The following is a 16,123-nucleotide window of genomic DNA, read 5'->3' on the forward strand; positions in this document are numbered from 1 at the left end:
CGCAATCCTGTGGGAGCGGGCGTGCCCGCGAAGAGGCCCTGAAGTCAGGCCGAAGCAGCAGCCCCTGCGCGCGCCACGGCCTTTCTCAAAAGCCGCTTCATCCGCCACTCAAAGCCAAAGGTCAGCGCCACCGCCGCACATGCCAGCCCCAGCGCCAGCCCCCACCAGATGCCCACCGCACCACCGCCCAGAGTAAAGGTGAACAACCAGGCGCTCGGCGCCCCCACCAGCCAGTAGCACACCAGCCCGATCAGGAAGGTGGTCTTGGCATCTTTCAGCCCACGGATCGAGCCCATGGCAATGGTCTGCATGCCATCGAACAGTTCGAACCACGCCGCCACCATCAACAGCTGCACGGCCACCTGGAAGATCGCGGCAAAGGCCGGGTCATTGCGGTCGATGAACAGCCCCACCAGCGCCTCGGGCAGCAGCAGGAACAGCGCGGCAAACGCAAACATGATCATCGCCCCGAAGCCAATACCGACGCGCCCGGCACTGCGCGCCGCCAGCAGGTTGCCGGCGCCGTAATACAAGCCCACGCGCATGGTCACCGCATAGGACAAGCCCGTCGGCACCATGAACGCCGTGGACACGATCTGCAGGGCGATCTGGTGCGCCGCCAGTTCGGTACTGCCCAGCACGCCCATGCACAGCGCGGCGAAGGCGAACAGGCCCACTTCCACCATGTAGGTGCCGCCAATCGGCAAACCGAGCCGCCACAGCTCGCGCAGGGCCGGCAGCGACGGGCGCGACAGGCCCTTGCGCAGTGGGTAGGCGGCATAGGCCGAATGCCAGCGGATGTACAGCGCAAGGGCGATGGCCATGCCCAGCGATACCACTGCGGTGACCAGGCCGATGCCCATCAGGCCGAGTTTTGGCAGGCCGAACATGCCTTCGATCAACGCTACGTTGAACAGGTAGTTGAGCACCGTGCCGACCACGCTGATCACCATCACCGGGGTCGAGCGGCCCAGCGCGCTGGTAAAGCCACGCAAGGCCATGAAGGTCAGGTAGCTGGGCAGCGCCAGTGGCAGCAGGGTGAGGAATTCGGCGGCCGAGGCAACGTTTTCGGGCTGTTGCCCGAACAGCAGCAGTACCGGCTCAAGGTTCCACAGCGCCAGCGCGGCAACCAGTGACAGCCCCCAGGCCAGCCACAGGCCGTTCTGGGCCAGGCGAGTGGCGCCTTCGATGTCGTTGGCGCCCTTGCGGATCGCCACCAGGGTGCCGACCGCCGCGATCACGCCCAGGCAAAAGATCGACACGAATGAGTAGCTTGCCGCGCCCAGGCCGCCACCGGCCAGCGCTTGCGGGCTGATACGGGCCATCATCAGGGTGTCGGTCAGCACCATCAGCATGTGCGCCAACTGCGAGGCGATCAGCGGCCCGGCCAGGCGCAGCAAAGCCTTGAGTTCTGTGGTGGGCGCGACATGCATGGGGCGGTCCTTTTTCCTGGGGAAAACAACGAAGGGCGATTCTGAGGCTTCGGTCAACTTTGCACAAAAGGATAAAAGCGATCCTTGGCATGAGTCTTACTCATGTATATATGCTCATGGGTGATTCGCTCCACAGTCCCGTATGGCAGGTGCCTCATGTCCCGACAACTTCCTCCGTTGTATGCCCTGCGCGCATTCGAAGCTGCTGCACGGCTTTGCTCCTTCACCCGTGCCGGCGAAGAGCTGTCGATTACCCAAAGTGCTGTCAGCCGGCATATCCGTACGTTGGAAGAGCACTTTGCCTGCCGCCTGTTCGTGCGCAGTGGCCGCAGCCTGCAGTTGACCGAAGCGGCGCGGGTGCTGTTGCCCGGGGTGCGCGAAGGCTTCGCGGCGCTGGAGCGGGCCTGCGATAACTTGCGCGGTGAAGATGACATCGTGCGCATGAAAGCCCCCTCGACTTTGACCATGCGCTGGTTGCTGGCATGCCTGAGCCGGTTCCGGCACCTGCAGCCGGGTAATGAAGTGCAGCTGACCAGCGCCTGGATGGACGTCGATCATGTGGACTTCAACCAGGAACCGTTCGATTGTGCGGTGCTGCTCAGTGATGGCGTGTTCCCGGCGGAGTGGGAAGTGCGCAAGCTGTTCCCGGAATTGCTGATCCCGGTCGGCGCGCCCGACCTGCTCGACGAAGAGCCCTGGGACGTGTGCCGGCTGGCCTCTATCGAACTGCTGCACCCCACGGTGGACAAGCGTGACTGGCGGGAATGGCTGGAGCGGATGGGGCTTGGCGACAAGGTTTCGCTCAAGGGCGGGCAGGTGTTCGACACCCTGGAGCTGGGCATGATTGCGGCTGCGCGTGGCTACGGGATATCCATGGGTGATTTGCTGATGGTGGCCGAAGATGTGGCGCAGGGGCGGTTGAGCCTGCCTTGGCCGACAGCAGTGCCCAGTGGGATGGACTACTACCTGGTATGGCCGCGCACCCGGCCGGGTGGCGAACGGTTGCGGCGCTTGAGTGATTTTCTGGCAGACGAGGTGGCGGCGATGGATTTGCCGGATGTGGAAATCCTGCCGCCCCTCTGATCGCCTGTACCGGCCTCTTCGCGGGCGAGCCCGCGAAGAGGCCGGTACAGAAGATCCGGGCTTTTACATCGAACCCAGGTTCAACGCCTGCGCACAGGCCTGCAGCGAGCGGCGCTCGCTTTGCGCATACAGCGCCAGCTCATCCTGCACCGGCAGCCCCAGCGCCGCTTCGAATGCATCGCGGTTGGCATTGCTGCCGTACTCGGTTTGCGCATCGTCGCCCAGGTTGGACTGGAAGATCCCCGCTGCGCTCACTGGCAGGAAGTCCTCGTACACCAATGCCTCGAAATGCACATGGCCAGCGTCGATCAGCCCTTGCAGGGTGGTGGGGCGGCCTTCCTGGTCGCGCGCAGCCAGGCCTTTTTCAGTGGCAAAGTAGCGGAAGTACGCCAGGCCCTGGTCACGCATCTGCGCCAGGTTATCCGGGAATTCGGCAAAGGTATCTTTGAGCAAGGCCATGTAGCGCTCGGCATTGGCTTCGGCCGGTGCGCCACCCAGGGCGGCGCGGGTGGCGTCGAGCAGCTTGTCGTACAGCTGGCGACCTTTTGGGGTCAGGGCTGCACCGCGTTGCTCGATTTCGCCAAAGCGCGCGGTGTGGCTGCCTTCGCTACCCTGCTGGTCGCTGAACGCGACCTTTTCCTGCAAGGCCTTGAAGCTGGTCTGGCGCAGCAGGATCGGGTGGCGGCGGGTAGGCGGGCCTTCGACCACGGCCTTCGGCGGGATGCCCTTGGCCGGCATGCCGAGCTGGATTGCATCGATGTCCAGGGTGCGTGGGGTCAGGTGGTTGATGTGCGGGCCCTTGAAGGCCACCACATCGGCAATCAGGCGGTGCTGGTCGTGCAGTTGCTGGTACTGCTCGGCGGTGACGGTGGCGTCCTGGTGCCAGCGGAAGGTGTGTAGCGCTTCCTGCACGAACGCTTCGGCATCGGCTGCGTTCAGGCCGCCATCGCGCTCGCACTGGGCGATCAGTTCGAGGGCGCGGGGGGTGAAGATCTGGCGCTTGGCCAGGATGCTCTGTGCCAGCTCGCGCAGCTGCGGGTTGTCGATCAGCTCCAGGCGCAGCAGCGAGGTGAATACACGGAACGGGCTGACGTGCAGCGACTGCTCGTGTACTGCGCGGAAAGCGGTGGAGTGCACCGGCACGCCGGCGGAGCTGAGGTCGTAGTAGCCGACCGGCTGCATGCCCATGACGGCAAACAGGCGGGCGATGGTGGCCAGTTCTTCAGCGGTGCCCACGCGGATGGCGCCGTGGCGCTCGTGGTCCAGGCGCTCGATTTCGCCGGTCCAGCGCAGGGCCTCGGCAACCTTGGGCTGCTGGGCCATGACCTGCTGGTTGATTTCGCTCACCAGCTCCAGCAGCGTGCCGTACAGCGGCACTTCCTGTTTGTACATGAGCGACATGGCGGCAGAGAACTGCGCGCGAATGCTGTCTGGGCTGACGAAATCGTGGGCGGGCATCGCTAGCTTCCTGGTTGGGTTCGGACGCTTACATGAAAGCTGGGAATGCACTTGGCTCACAAGCGAAAAAAAGTGAGTGTGTCATTCCTTTTTTGATCGACCTTCAGGGCCCTATCGCCGGCAAGCCAGCTCCCACAGGCACAGCACAAGTTTCAGCAACTGTGCTGTTCCTGTGGGAGCTGGCTTGCCGGCGATAGGGCCGCAAAGCGGCCTCGGCAATCTCAAGGCTGAAGCTGCTCCTGAATCCACTCCACCAACGCCCGCACCTTGGGCACCTCCGCCGCATGCTCGGCATACGCCAGGTAATGCGCCCCGGCACTGCGCATGGCATGGTTCCAAGGCACCACCAGGCTCCCTTCCGCCAGTTCCTTCGCCGCCAGGTAACGCGGCACCAGCGCCACCCCGCACCCGGCCTGCGCCGCGCTCAAGGCCATATAGAACGTATCAAAGCGTGGCCCGTGGTAGGCGCTGACGCTCTGCAGCCCCAGCTCCAGGAACCACTCATGCCAGGCCTCGGGCCGTGAGGTGCTTTGCAGCAGCACCAGGTCGGCCAGTTCTGCAGCATCGCCCAGCGTGCGCCCGGCCAGCAGCTCCGGCGCACACACCGGCACCACCTCTTCGCGGAACAGCTCCACGCAGGTGGCCCCCGGCCAGGTGCCCTGGCCATAGAAGAACACCACGTCCGCCGAACCCTGCAGCAGGGCGAACGGCTCCATCTCGTTGCGGATGTCCAGGTGGATGTTGGTGTGGCGCTTGCCAAAACCCTTCAGGTGCGGGATCAACCAGCGCACGCCAAAACTCGGTTGAGTGGCTACTTTCAATATCTCGGTCTGCTCGCCATAGGTGAGCACGTAGCGGCTGGACATATCCACCTGGGTGAGGATCTTGTTGACCTCGGCCAGGTACAGGCTGCCGGCCGGGGTCAGTTGCAAGCGCCGGCGGATGCGCAGGAAAAGGTGGTGGCGCAGCATGTCTTCAAGCTGCGCCACCTGCTTGCTGACGGCGCTCTGGGTCAGGTGCAGTTCTTCGGCGGCACGGGTAAAGCTCAAATGACGGGCTGCAGCTTCAAAGCACTGCAGGGCGGTCATGGAAGGCACCAGGCGTTTGGACATAGCGGTCTCTGCGGCTCAAATCATTACCTGACGGAATGATATGCGGAATAAAGGTCGTTTGTTGTACCTATGTGATCGGATTAATACTGATCCACATCATTTTTCCACCCATCACCGATGTAGGAGATGCACAAATGGTTGCTGGATTGCTCGAGCGCCTTGGCGTTGCCGCCGAGGCTTACACCCAGGGCGACTACCCTGTTCACACGCCGATCGACGGCAGCCAGATCGCCTCGGTGAAACTGCTCGGCAAGGCCGAGACCATCGCCCGCATCGACCAGGCCCAGAGCGCTTTCGACGCCTGGCGCACTGTGCCGGCCCCGCGCCGTGGCGAACTGGTGCGCCTGTTCGGCGAAGTGCTGCGTGAGCACAAGGCCGACCTGGGCGAGCTGGTCTCGATCGAAGCCGGCAAGATCACCCAGGAAGGCCTGGGCGAAGTGCAGGAAATGATCGACATCTGCGACTTCGCCGTTGGCCTGTCGCGCCAGCTGTACGGCCTGACCATCGCCTCCGAGCGCCCAGGCCACCACATGCGTGAAACCTGGCACCCGCTGGGCGTGGTTGGCGTGATCAGCGCCTTCAACTTCCCGGTCGCCGTCTGGGCCTGGAACACCGCTCTGGCCCTGGTGGCCGGTAACTCGGTGGTGTGGAAACCGTCTGAAAAGACCCCGCTGACCGCCCTGGCTTGCCAGGCGCTGTTCGAAAAAGCACTGAAAGCCTTCGGCGATGCCCCGGCTGGCCTGGCACAACTGGTAATCGGCGGCCGTGAAGCCGGCGAAGCCATGGTCGATGACCCGCGCGTACCACTGGTCAGCGCCACCGGCAGCACCCGTATGGGTCGCGAAGTCGGCCCACGTGTGGCTGCCCGCTTCGGCCGCAGCATCCTCGAGCTGGGCGGCAACAACGCCATGATCCTGGCGCCGAGCGCCGACCTGGACCTGGCCGTGCGCGGCATCCTGTTCTCGGCTGTCGGCACCGCCGGCCAGCGTTGCACCACCCTGCGCCGCCTGATCGTGCACCGCTCGATCAAGGACGAAGTGGTTGCCCGCGTCAAAGCCGCCTACGGCAAAGTGCGTATCGGCGACCCGCGCAAGGACAACCTGGTGGGCCCGCTGATCGACAAGCTGTCGTTCGACGCCATGCAGGGCGCGCTGGCCAAGGCCCGCGACGAAGGTGGTCAGGTGTTTGGTGGCGAGCGTCAGCTGGCCGACCAGTACCCGAACGCCTACTACGTGTCGCCTGCCATTGCCGAAATGCCGGCGCAGAGCGACGTGGTGCGCCACGAAACCTTCGCCCCGATCCTCTATGTGCTGGCCTACGACGACTTCGAAGAGGCCCTGCGCCTGAACAACGAAGTGCCACAAGGCCTGTCGTCGTGCATCTTCACTACCGACATCCGTGAAGCCGAGCGCTTCCAGAGTGCTTCGGGCAGCGATTGCGGTATCGCCAACGTCAACATCGGTACCAGCGGCGCCGAGATCGGCGGTGCGTTTGGCGGCGAAAAGGAAACCGGCGGTGGTCGTGAGTCGGGTTCGGATGCCTGGAAAGGCTACATGCGTCGCCAGACCAACACCGTGAACTACTCGCGCGAGTTGCCGCTGGCGCAGGGTATCGTGTTCGACTGATATTGATGCTGCATGGCCGGGGGCATAGCCCCCGGTTCGCGGGTAAACCCGCTCCCACAGGGACAACACAGTTTTCGGAACCTGTGATGACCCTGTGGGAGCGGGTTTACCCGCGAATGGGCCGCCCCGCGGCCCCAACAAGAACAAATTGCTGGAGCCGGCCATGTCCGAACTGCGTCAAGAATGCTTGTGGGAATTCGTCAGCAAACCGACCGTTGCCGCCCAGGCCCTGGCCGGTGAGCACAAGGCTGATGTCTGCGTGATCGGCGGTGGCATCACTGGCCTGTCGGCGGCCATCCACCTGCTCGAACAGGGCAAGTCGGTGATCCTGCTGGAGGCCTGGAAGATCGGCCACGGTGGCTCCGGGCGCAACGTCGGCCTGGTCAACGCCGGCACCTGGATCCGCCCCGACGACGTCGAGGCCACCCTCGGCCAGAAGCAGGGCAGCCGCCTGAACAAGGTGCTTGGCGAAGCCCCTGGTGAAGTGTTCGCCATGATCGAGCGCCTGGGCATCGACTGCCAGGCCCAGCACAAAGGCACGCTGCACATGGCGCACAACGCCACCGGCATCGCCGACCTCGAGGCCCGCCACGAACAATGGCGCCGTCGTGGTGCCGATGTGGAGCTGCTGACCGGCGCCCAGTGCCAGGAATACTGCGGTACCAACAAGATTTCCGCCGCGCTGCTCGACCGCCGCGCCGGCACCATCAACCCCATGGGCTACACCCAGGGCCTGGCGGCTGCCGTGGCGCGCCTGGGCGGCAAGCTGTTCCAGCAGTCTTCGGTCGAAGGCCTGGAACGTGATGGCGATGGCTGGCGGGTGAAGACTGCGCGTGGCTCGGTGCGCGCCGACAAGGTGGTGATTTCCACTGGCGCCTACACCGAAGGCGACTGGAGCAACCTGCAAAAGCAGTTCTTCCGGGGTTACTACTACCAGGTGGCGTCCAAGCCGCTGCAGGGTGCAGCAGCCGACAAGGTGCTGCCACATGGCCAAGGCTCGTGGGACACCCGTACCGTGCTCAGCAGCATCCGCCGCGACGACCAGGGCCGCCTGCTGCTCGGCAGCCTGGGCCGGGTCGACAACAAGCCGGCGTGGTTTGTGCGCAGCTGGGCGGACCGTATCCAGAGCCACTACTACCCGGAGCTGGGCAAGGTCGAGTGGGAAATGCACTGGACCGGCTGTATCGACTTTACCCCTGACCACCTGATGCGACTTTTCGAGCCGGCGCCAGGGTTGGTCGCGGTTACGGGTTACAACGGGCGGGGCAACACCACGGGTACCGTGATCGGCCGTGCGTTTGCCGAGTTTCTGCTCAAGGGTGAGGCGGACAGCCTGCCGATTCCGTTCTCGCCAATGAGCGGCGTGAGTGCGCCTTCGCTGCGGACCGCGTTCTACGAGTCCGGCTTCTCGCTGTACCACGCGGGGCAGTGCCTGAGGGTTGTGTTGTAAGTACTGGCCCCTTCGCGGGCACGCCCGCGAAGGGGCCGGCGCAGGCTTACTTGTGCAACCAGCTGAGGAAGCCGCCTTTCTTGATCAGGGCCGGCTTTTGCAGCAATAACGACTCCCGGCTTTGCCGGCGGAACCGCTGCAGTTTGCTCAACGCGTTCTGCACCTCGCCACGCTGCTGCAAACAGCTCTTCACCTGTTCCTTTTCGATGCGGTACAGCACGCAACCGGTCAGCGTGCGGAACTCGGCGAACGAGTCGTCCTCATCGATGATCCCCTCGATCCCCAGCACCTCACCCGGCCCCATGCGCCCGGCTTCGATCCGCTTGTCGCCATCACGCACTGACGCCGACACCACCCCGCTGCCAATCACCAGCAGGTGCTCGGAATGCTCGCCCACGCCCAGGATCACCTGGTCCGCCAGGTACTCCACCGCCGTCATGCGCTGGCTCAGCGCGTCACGCTCCTCATCGCTTAGCGAGCGGAACACCCGCACTTCGTCCAGCACCTCGCGCTGGCGGCTGCGCGGCGGCAGGGCCAGGTCCACGTTCCACATCACCCCGCTGGCCTCCAGGTGCCGATGGGCAAGGTCGAACAGCTGATTGCGTGCGTCGCCCTTGGTGCCCGCGTCGGCCACGAAGCCGCTGGCCTCGTACTCCACGGACTCCAGCGTCGAGGCCTTCACCGTCACTTTCGGTTTTGGGGTGTCGAGAATGGCACTCACGCCCTGTAAGGCTTTTTCCAGCGCATCGAACACTCGCTTGGGCCGCACCTTGGCCGGTACCACCACGCTGATCGACACCCCATGCACATCGGCCGGGCGGCTGTGGTTGAGCAGCCGCGCCTTGGCCGCGACCGAGTTGGGGATCACCGCCAGGCTGCCGGTGCCGGTCAGCAGGCGCGTGGCGCGCCAGTCGATGTCCAGCACCTTGCCTTCGGTGCCGTCGATGGAGATTGAATCGCCAATCTGATAGGGCCGCGTGGTGTTCAGCACGATGCCACTGAACACGTCCGCCAAGGTGCTTTGCAGCGCCAGGCCGATGACGATGGCCATCACCCCGGACGTCGCCAGCAAACCCTTCACCGGCAGTTGCATCACATAGCCCGCCGCAGCCACTACAGCGACCAGGAAGATCAACGCACCCAGCACATCCTGCAGCAACCGCCCGCCATGGCTGCCGCGGGCCACCAGCAGCAGGCCGAACACCACCGTGACCGTGCGCGCGCCAAACAGCCACCAGCCGATGGCCAGCACCGTAGCCATGAGGTTGCGCGAAACATCATCGGGCCAAGGTGGTGGTTGCAGCGGGCTCATGCCGGCGGCCACCAGCACCGAGCTGAACAGCAGGAATATCACCAGGCGCGTGCCGATGCGCCAGGCACGGCGCTGCATGGGGATGACTTGCCAGAGCACGAGGTCGAGCAGGATGAGGGTAGTGCCGAGCAACAACGGGGACGACTGGATGAACGCCAGCATGGTGGTCTCGGGGGTGAGGGGAGGGCTGTGGGTAGTAATAGAGCAGGTTTGCCGAGCAGGCAATGCAAGCCTGTGCTGGCCCCTTCGCGGGCTTGCCCGCTCCCACAGGTAAAGCGCTGGTTGTGAATCTTGTGCGATCCCTGTGGGAGCGGGCGAGCCCGCGAAGAGGCCAGCAAAACCAACGCCAATGTATCGTTCCTAAAACAGAACGCTAAAGCCAAAAACCGCTATCTACCGCTCCAAAGGTGATGGTTTTAATCTTCTCCCATCAACGCGAAACACCCAACTTACTGAAGACATAAACCCTTAGGAGCAACGACCATGACCAACTTCAAATACAACCGCCTGAACAAAGACGACGCCGCCGTACTGCTGGTCGATCACCAGGCTGGCCTGCTGTCCCTGGTCCGCGACATCGAGCCGGACGCGTTCAAGAACAACGTGCTGGCCCTGGCTGACCTGGCCAAGTTCTTCAACCTGCCGACCATCCTCACCACCAGCTTCGAGCAAGGCCCCAATGGCCCACTGGTGCCGGAACTGAAGGCCCTGTTCCCGGACGCCCCGTACATCGCCCGCCCAGGCCAGATCAACGCCTGGGACAACGAAGACTTCGTCAAGGCAGTGAAGGCCACCGGCAAGAAGCAGCTGATCATCGCCGGCGTCGTGACGGAAGTGTGTGTTGCCTTCCCGGCCCTGGCGGCCCTGGAAGAAGAGTTTGATGTGTTCGTGGTGACCGACGCCTCCGGTACCTTCAACGCCATGACCCGCGATGCCGCCCATGACCGCATGAGCCAGGCCGGTGCGCAACTGATGACCTGGTTCGGCGTAGCGTGCGAGCTTCACCGCGACTGGCGCAACGACGTTGAGGGCCTGGCCGCGCTGTGCTCCAACCACATCCCGGACTACCGCAACCTGATGACCAGCTACAACGCCTTCAACGCCGGCAAGTAAGCCGACCGCCCCGGGCACCGCCAGTCGGTGCCCGCCAAAGGGCAGCACACCCATCCAATCCTCCGCCCGTTCACCGTTGCACAGTGGATGCGGGCAAGCTCATCCCAAGGAACGCCGATGAACACCGCACTCCAAGACAACCGTGAAGTGGTGACCGTATGCCTGCAACACCACGTTCTCGCTAGCCCGACGGGCGCGATGCCGGCCCAGCCGCCGCGCTGGAAGCAGGCGCTGCTGACCTACCTGGTGATCTGCCCGATGACCATGGTCATTCCGCAACTGCTGGCGCCGTTGTTTGCACGCTTCCCGCAGCTGGGCGGCCCGATTACCGGCAACCTGATCGTCAACCTGTTCGTCATCCTGCCGGTGGTGTTCTACATCATGCCTTGGGTAACCCGCCGCTGTGCCAACTGGCTGCGCGGCTGAGCGGCGCCTTTACCTCAATACTTTCAAGGAGATACCGACATGAGCACGTTCGTTACCCGCGATGGCACTTCGATCTATTTCAAGGACTGGGGCAGCGGCAAGCCCGTGCTGTTCAGCCACGGCTGGCCGCTGGATGCCGACATGTGGGATTCGCAGATGGAGTTCCTGGCCAGCCGCGGCTACCGCGCCATCGCCTTCGACCGGCGTGGGTTCGGCCGTTCGAGCCAGCCGTGGAACGGTTACGACTACGACACCTTCGCCGATGACATCGCCCAGCTGATCGAACACCTCGACCTGCGCGACGTGACCCTGGTGGGCTTTTCGATGGGCGGCGGCGATGTCAGCCGCTACATCGCCCGCCACGGCAGCGAGCGGGTGGCCGGGTTGGTGCTGCTGGGTGCGGTGACGCCGGTGTTCGGCAAGCGTGAAGACAACCCTGAAGGGGTCGACCTGTCGGTGTTCGAGGGTATCCGTGCCGGCCTGCGTGCCGACCGTGCGCAGTTCATCGCCGATTTCGCGACGCCGTTCTATGGCCTGAACCATGGGCAGCAGGTGTCCCAGGGCGTGCAGACGCAGACGCTGAACATCGCGCTGATGGCGTCGATCAAGGGCACTCTGGATTGCGTGACGGCGTTCTCCGAGACCGACTTCCGACCGGACATGGCCAAGGTCGATGTGCCGACTTTGGTGATTCATGGTGACGACGACCAGATCGTGCCATTCGAGACCACCGGCAAGCAGGCGGCGGAGCTGATTCGTGGGGCTGAGCTCAAGGTGTATGCCGGGGCGCCGCACGGGTTTGCGGTGACCCATGCGCAGCAGTTGAACGAGGACTTGCTGGCGTTTCTCCAGCGGTAATTGTGCGAGGCATTCGCGGGCTCGCCCGCTCCCACCGGTACTGCACAGCATCTGAAACCTGTGATTTCCCTGTGGGAGCGGGCAAGCCCGCGAAGAGGCCAGTCCTGGCAGCACAAATGTTGATCAGGGCTAACCTTCTACAGCCCACCGCACATCCATCCAAGCCCTGACCCAGCATCAACCGGCATGCTCCGCAGTTGCGCCTGCCGCTGCCGCACCCAGAGACGGAGAACACCATGTCCCAGGACCGCAACGACAAGACCCGTCGCCAGTTCCTCGCCACCAGCACCGTGCTCGGTGCTGCCGGCGCGCTCTGGTCCGCATTGCCTTTTACCGGCCAAGCCGGTTCCGCTCACGCATCCATCCAAGGAGGTTCCATGACCGCTGACCTGATTCTGTTCAACGGCAAACTGCACACCGTTGACCGCGAAAGGCCCACCGCGACTGCGGTCGCCATCAAGGACGGCCGTTTCATCGCCGTGGGCAATGACGCCGAGGCCATGGCCCACAAGGGCACGTCTACCCAGATCATCGACCTCAAGCAGCGCACGGTCATCCCCGGCCTGAACGACTCGCACCTGCACCTGATCCGCGGTGGCCTGAACTACAACCTGGAGCTGCGCTGGGAAGGCGTGCCGTCGGTGGCCGATGCCCTGCGCATGCTCAAGGACCAGGCTGCGCGCACGCCCACCCCGCAGTGGGTGCGGGTAGTCGGTGGCTGGAACGAATTCCAGTTCGCCGAAAAACGCATGCCCACCCTGGAAGAAATCAACCAGGCTGCGCCCGACACCCCGGTATTCCTGCTGCACCTGTACGACCGCGCGCTACTCAACCGCGCTGCGCTCAAGGCCGTCGGCTACGACAAGAGCACCCCGAACCCGCCGGGTGGCGAGATCCAGCGCGACAAGTTTGGCAACCCGACCGGCATGCTGATCGCCCGCCCGAACGCGATGATCCTCTACGCTACATTGGCCAAAGGGCCGAAGCTGCCGCTGGAGTACCAGGTCAACTCGACTCGGCAGTTCATGCGTGAGCTGAACCGCCTGGGCCTGACCAGTGCCATCGACGCCGGCGGCGGCTACCAGAACTTCCCCGACGACTATTCGGTGATCCAGGAGCTGGCCGACAACAACCAGCTGACCGTGCGCATCGCCTACAACCTGTTCACCCAGAAGCCCAAGGAAGAGCTGGACGACTTCAAGAAGTGGACCTCCAGCGTAAAGCTGCACAGCGGCACCGACTTCCTGCGCCATAACGGCGCCGGCGAAATGCTGGTGTTTTCCGCCGCCGACTTCGAGGACTTCCTCGAGCCGCGCCCGGACCTGCCACAGACCATGGAAGAAGAGCTGGAACCGGTGGTGCGCCACCTGGTCGAGCAACGCTGGCCGTTCCGCCTGCATGCCACCTACAACGAATCGATCACGCGCATGCTCGACGTGTTCGAGAAGGTCAACCGCGACATCCCGTTCAACGGCCTGCCGTGGTTCTTCGACCACGCCGAAACCATCACCCCGCAGAACATCGAGCGCGTGCGCGCCTTGGGCGGTGGTATCGCCGTCCAGGACCGCATGGCCTTCCAGGGTGAGTACTTTGTCGACCGCTACGGCGCCAAGGCTGCCGAGCAGACCCCGCCGATCAAGCGCATGCTCGACATGGGCGTGCCGGTGGGTGCCGGTACCGATGCCACTCGCGTGTCCAGCTACAACCCGTGGACCTCGCTGTACTGGCTGGTCAGCGGCAAGACCGTCGGCGGCATGGAGCTGTACCCGGAAGGCCTGGACCGCGACACCGCGCTGCAGCTGTTCACCCAGGGCAGCGCCTGGTTCTCCAGCGAGCAGGGCAAGAAGGGCCAGATCAAGGTGGGCCAGCTGGCCGACCTGGCGGCGCTGTCGCTGGACTTCTTCAGTGTCGATGAAGAGGCGATCAAGGGCATCGAGTCGGTGCTGACCATCGTCGATGGCAAGGTGGTGTACGGCGCTGGCGAGTTCGACAGGCTCGGCCCGCCGCAGGTGCCGGTACTGCCGGAGTGGTCGCCGGTGGCCAAGGTGCCGGGGCACTGGCGCGTCGGTACGCCATCGTTGGCAGCCGCCGTGCACCAGTGTAGCGGGCCATGCGGGGTGCATGCGCACAGCCATGAGAAGGCACGGCATTCGAGTGTGCCGGTGAGTGACTTCCAGGGCTTCTGGGGGGCGCTGGGTTGTTCTTGCTTTGCTTTCTAAGCTTCTTTGCCTCGATAAATGACCGCCTCTTCGCAGGACAAGCCCCACGGGCTTGTCCTGCGAAAGGGCCGTTACTGTCAGCCACCGACTCAAGCCATGTCGCTGATCGCGAACTCCTCAGCCAGGTGATCGATCAGCGCCCGCACCGATGGCAGCAACCCCCGCCGCGACGGGAAGATCGCATGCACAATGCCGCAACGCGGGTGCCACTCAGGCAGCAATTCCACCAGGCGCCCCGAAGCTAGGTCCTCGCGAACCGCCACCCGCGGCAAGTGCGCGATTCCCACCCCGGCCACCACGAAATGGCGCAAGGCAAACAGGTCGTCAGTCACCATGCGCGGCGTATGCGGGATGACGATACTGCGGCTGTTGTCCTCACCCTGGAACAGTTCCCACTGGTACTCGCGCTGGGCGCTGCCCCAATGCACGCTGGGTAGCGTGCCCAGCAGCTGTGGGTCAAACCCTTTGGGTAGTTGCGCCAGGTAGTGCGGCTGGCCGACCAGGCACTGGGTGCTGTTGCTCAGTACCTTCATCACCATGTCGGTGTTCTCCAGCGGCGGAAAGCGCACGCGCAGGGCGATGTCGAAGCCCTCATGCAGCAGGTCGACGCGGCGGTTGGTGCTCTCGATGAACAGTTCCACCTGGGGGTACTTGAGCATGTAGCGGGTCAGCATCGGCCCGACCCAGGAGTTGAGCAGGGTGGTGGGGCAACTGATGCGCACCAGCCCGCGTGGCTCGCTGCGGTTGCGCTCGATGATTTCCGCCGCGCCCTCGGCCTCCACGCGCATGGCCAGGCAACGGTTGTAGTAGGCCTGGCCGATTTCGGTCAGCGAGCAGTGCCGGCTGGTGCGGTGCAGCAGGCGCACGCCCAGGCGGTCTTCAAGGTCGGCGATGCGCCGGCTGAGTTTCGACTTGGGCATGTCCAGCGCCCGCCCGGCCGGGGCGAAGCCGCCGTGCTCCACGACTTGGGTGAAGTAGTAGAGGGAGTTGAGGTCTTCCAATGATCGTTCTCCAAACGGAACGCTAAGGACGGTTTTCGCAGTCTAGTGCAGCAAAGGTGATGATTTTAATCTGTGCCCATCAACGCGAAACACCCCGGATTGCTGAAAAATTCATAACCCTTAGGAGCACAGACCATGAGCAAATTCACCTACAACCGCCTGAACAAAGACGACGCTGCCGTACTGCTGGTCGACCACCAGGCTGGCCTGTTGTCCCTGGTGCGTGACATCGAGCCGGACAAGTTCAAGAACAACGTACTGGCCCTGGCTGACCTGGCCAAGTTCTTCAACCTGCCAACCATCCTCACCACCAGCTTCGAGCAAGGCCCTAACGGCCCGCTGGTGCCAGAGCTGAAAGCGCTGTTCCCGGATGCGCCGTATATCGCCCGCCCAGGCCAGATCAACGCCTGGGACAACGAAGACTTCGTCAAGGCGGTGAAGGCCACTGGCAAGAAGCAGCTGATCATTGCCGGTGTGGTGACTGAGGTCTGCGTAGCCTTCCCGGCACTGTCGGCGCTGGAAGAAGAGTTCGACGTGTTCGTGGTGACCGATGCCTCCGGTACTTTCAACGAAATGACCCGCGATGCCGCCCATGACCGCATGAGCCAGGCGGGTGCGCAGCTCATGACCTGGTTCGGCGTGGCCTGCGAGCTGCACCGCGACTGGCGCAACGATGTCGAAGGGCTGGCTGCGCTGTGTTCCAACCACATTCCGGATTATCGCAACCTGATGACCAGCTATAACGCGCTGACTGCGGGTAAGTAAGCAAACCAGTAGCAGTACGCACAAAGGCCGGCTCCCTCTGCAGGGAGCCGGCTTTTTTTGTTTGCTGTACCGGCCTCTTCGCGGGCACGCCCGCTCCCACAGGTACTGCACAGTTTCAGAACCAGTGGTGATCCTGTGGGAGATCACCCAGCCCTTCCGGGCTGCGCTGTCGCGCAGCAAACATTAGATGTACGGCGCATCCGGGAACAGCGCTTTCAGCTCTGGCACCAGCGGGCCGTTAGGGCCTTGCTCGAAGCTGGCGGTGAGG

Annotated in this window: 13 protein-coding genes and 1 pseudogene; 8 read left to right on the forward strand and 6 right to left on the reverse strand. The window is 63.8% G+C overall.

All coding sequences use genetic code 11. The annotated features are described in order from the left end of the window. Window positions 1-44: 44 nt before the first annotated feature. Window positions 45-1,433: a NorM family multidrug efflux MATE transporter gene (locus tag JOY50_RS09165; protein WP_132846634.1), complete on the reverse strand. Its 1,389-nt coding sequence runs from the start codon at window positions 1,431-1,433 to the stop codon at window positions 45-47. A 156-nt stretch (window positions 1,434-1,589) separates the two neighbouring features. Between JOY50_RS09165 and JOY50_RS09170 the strand changes: the two genes are divergently transcribed. Beyond that, a complete protein-coding gene (locus tag JOY50_RS09170; protein ID WP_132846633.1) occupies window positions 1,590-2,516 on the forward strand; it encodes a LysR substrate-binding domain-containing protein in 927 nt (308 codons plus the stop codon). Window positions 2,517-2,579: 63 nt separating this feature from the next. On the opposite strand, the gene JOY50_RS09175 is transcribed toward JOY50_RS09170, so the two are convergent. Then, window positions 2,580-3,974: a VOC family protein gene (locus JOY50_RS09175; RefSeq protein ID WP_132846632.1), complete on the reverse strand. Its 1,395-nt coding sequence runs from the start codon at window positions 3,972-3,974 to the stop codon at window positions 2,580-2,582. Between the two features lie 221 nt (window positions 3,975-4,195). Further along, a complete protein-coding gene (locus JOY50_RS09180; RefSeq protein ID WP_132846630.1) occupies window positions 4,196-5,086 on the reverse strand; it encodes a LysR family transcriptional regulator in 891 nt (296 codons plus the stop codon). Window positions 5,087-5,220: 134 nt separating this feature from the next. Between JOY50_RS09180 and JOY50_RS09185 the strand changes: the two genes are divergently transcribed. Further along, the gene (locus JOY50_RS09185; protein ID WP_012274799.1) at window positions 5,221-6,711 is read left to right on the forward strand and encodes an aldehyde dehydrogenase family protein; all 1,491 of its coding nucleotides are present in this window, start codon (window positions 5,221-5,223) and stop codon (window positions 6,709-6,711) included. Window positions 6,712-6,874: 163 nt separating this feature from the next. Next, entirely contained in the window at window positions 6,875-8,161 is a 1,287-nt protein-coding gene (locus JOY50_RS09190) for an FAD-binding oxidoreductase (RefSeq protein WP_132846628.1), read from the forward strand. Window positions 8,162-8,207: 46 nt separating this feature from the next. Here JOY50_RS09190 and JOY50_RS09195 read toward each other — a convergent pair whose 3' ends face one another. Next, window positions 8,208-9,635: a mechanosensitive ion channel family protein gene (locus JOY50_RS09195; protein ID WP_132846627.1), complete on the reverse strand. Its 1,428-nt coding sequence runs from the start codon at window positions 9,633-9,635 to the stop codon at window positions 8,208-8,210. 321 nt (window positions 9,636-9,956) lie between these two features. On the opposite strand from JOY50_RS09195, the gene ycaC (JOY50_RS09200) reads away from it, so the two are divergent. The 4 genes from ycaC (JOY50_RS09200) to JOY50_RS09215 all read left to right on the forward strand — a co-directional run bounded on the left by ycaC (JOY50_RS09200) (window position 9,957) and on the right by JOY50_RS09215 (window position 14,089). Next, entirely contained in the window at window positions 9,957-10,586 is a 630-nt protein-coding gene (ycaC, locus tag JOY50_RS09200) for an isochorismate family cysteine hydrolase YcaC (RefSeq protein WP_019472736.1), read from the forward strand. A 117-nt stretch (window positions 10,587-10,703) separates the two neighbouring features. After that, the gene (locus JOY50_RS09205) at window positions 10,704-11,012 is read left to right on the forward strand and encodes a hypothetical protein (RefSeq protein ID WP_132846626.1); all 309 of its coding nucleotides are present in this window, start codon (window positions 10,704-10,706) and stop codon (window positions 11,010-11,012) included. A gap of 39 nt (window positions 11,013-11,051) precedes the next feature. Continuing rightward, entirely contained in the window at window positions 11,052-11,870 is an 819-nt protein-coding gene (locus tag JOY50_RS09210; protein WP_132846625.1) for an alpha/beta fold hydrolase, read from the forward strand. A 377-nt stretch (window positions 11,871-12,247) separates the two neighbouring features. Next, window positions 12,248-14,089 carry an amidohydrolase gene (locus tag JOY50_RS09215; protein ID WP_243055125.1) on the forward strand — a complete coding sequence of 614 codons (1,842 nt, stop codon included), beginning with the start codon at window positions 12,248-12,250 and terminating at the stop codon, window positions 14,087-14,089. Between the two features lie 89 nt (window positions 14,090-14,178). On the opposite strand, the gene JOY50_RS09220 is transcribed toward JOY50_RS09215, so the two are convergent. After that, a complete protein-coding gene (locus JOY50_RS09220) occupies window positions 14,179-15,090 on the reverse strand; it encodes a LysR substrate-binding domain-containing protein (protein WP_016489788.1) in 912 nt (303 codons plus the stop codon). A gap of 135 nt (window positions 15,091-15,225) precedes the next feature. On the opposite strand from JOY50_RS09220, the gene ycaC (JOY50_RS09225) reads away from it, so the two are divergent. After that, entirely contained in the window at window positions 15,226-15,855 is a 630-nt protein-coding gene (ycaC, locus tag JOY50_RS09225; RefSeq protein ID WP_012274792.1) for an isochorismate family cysteine hydrolase YcaC, read from the forward strand. A gap of 186 nt (window positions 15,856-16,041) precedes the next feature. On the opposite strand, the pseudogene JOY50_RS09230 reads toward ycaC (JOY50_RS09225), so the two are convergent. Continuing rightward, window positions 16,042-16,123, reverse strand: a pseudogene (locus JOY50_RS09230) (hydrolase); the annotation flags it as partial.

Origin of the sequence: Pseudomonas sp. BP01 (assembly GCF_022760795.1) — a bacterium.
In the GTDB taxonomy this organism is placed as follows: Bacteria; Pseudomonadota; Gammaproteobacteria; order Pseudomonadales; family Pseudomonadaceae; genus Aquipseudomonas; species Aquipseudomonas putida_Q.

Coding starts and splice junctions, on each gene's coding strand:
- JOY50_RS09165 (WP_132846634.1), bottom strand. CDS start 1,433: ATGCATGTCGCGCCCACCACAGAACTCAAGGCTTTGCTGCGCCTGGCC.
- JOY50_RS09170 (WP_132846633.1), top strand. CDS start 1,590: ATGTCCCGACAACTTCCTCCGTTGTATGCCCTGCGCGCATTCGAAGCT.
- JOY50_RS09175 (WP_132846632.1), bottom strand. CDS start 3,974: ATGCCCGCCCACGATTTCGTCAGCCCAGACAGCATTCGCGCGCAGTTC.
- JOY50_RS09180 (WP_132846630.1), bottom strand. CDS start 5,086: ATGTCCAAACGCCTGGTGCCTTCCATGACCGCCCTGCAGTGCTTTGAA.
- JOY50_RS09185 (WP_012274799.1), top strand. CDS start 5,221: ATGGTTGCTGGATTGCTCGAGCGCCTTGGCGTTGCCGCCGAGGCTTAC.
- JOY50_RS09190 (WP_132846628.1), top strand. CDS start 6,875: ATGTCCGAACTGCGTCAAGAATGCTTGTGGGAATTCGTCAGCAAACCG.
- JOY50_RS09195 (WP_132846627.1), bottom strand. CDS start 9,635: ATGCTGGCGTTCATCCAGTCGTCCCCGTTGTTGCTCGGCACTACCCTC.
- ycaC (WP_019472736.1), top strand. CDS start 9,957: ATGACCAACTTCAAATACAACCGCCTGAACAAAGACGACGCCGCCGTA.
- JOY50_RS09205 (WP_132846626.1), top strand. CDS start 10,704: ATGAACACCGCACTCCAAGACAACCGTGAAGTGGTGACCGTATGCCTG.
- JOY50_RS09210 (WP_132846625.1), top strand. CDS start 11,052: ATGAGCACGTTCGTTACCCGCGATGGCACTTCGATCTATTTCAAGGAC.
- JOY50_RS09215 (WP_243055125.1), top strand. CDS start 12,248: ATGACCGCTGACCTGATTCTGTTCAACGGCAAACTGCACACCGTTGAC.
- ycaC (WP_012274792.1), top strand. CDS start 15,226: ATGAGCAAATTCACCTACAACCGCCTGAACAAAGACGACGCTGCCGTA.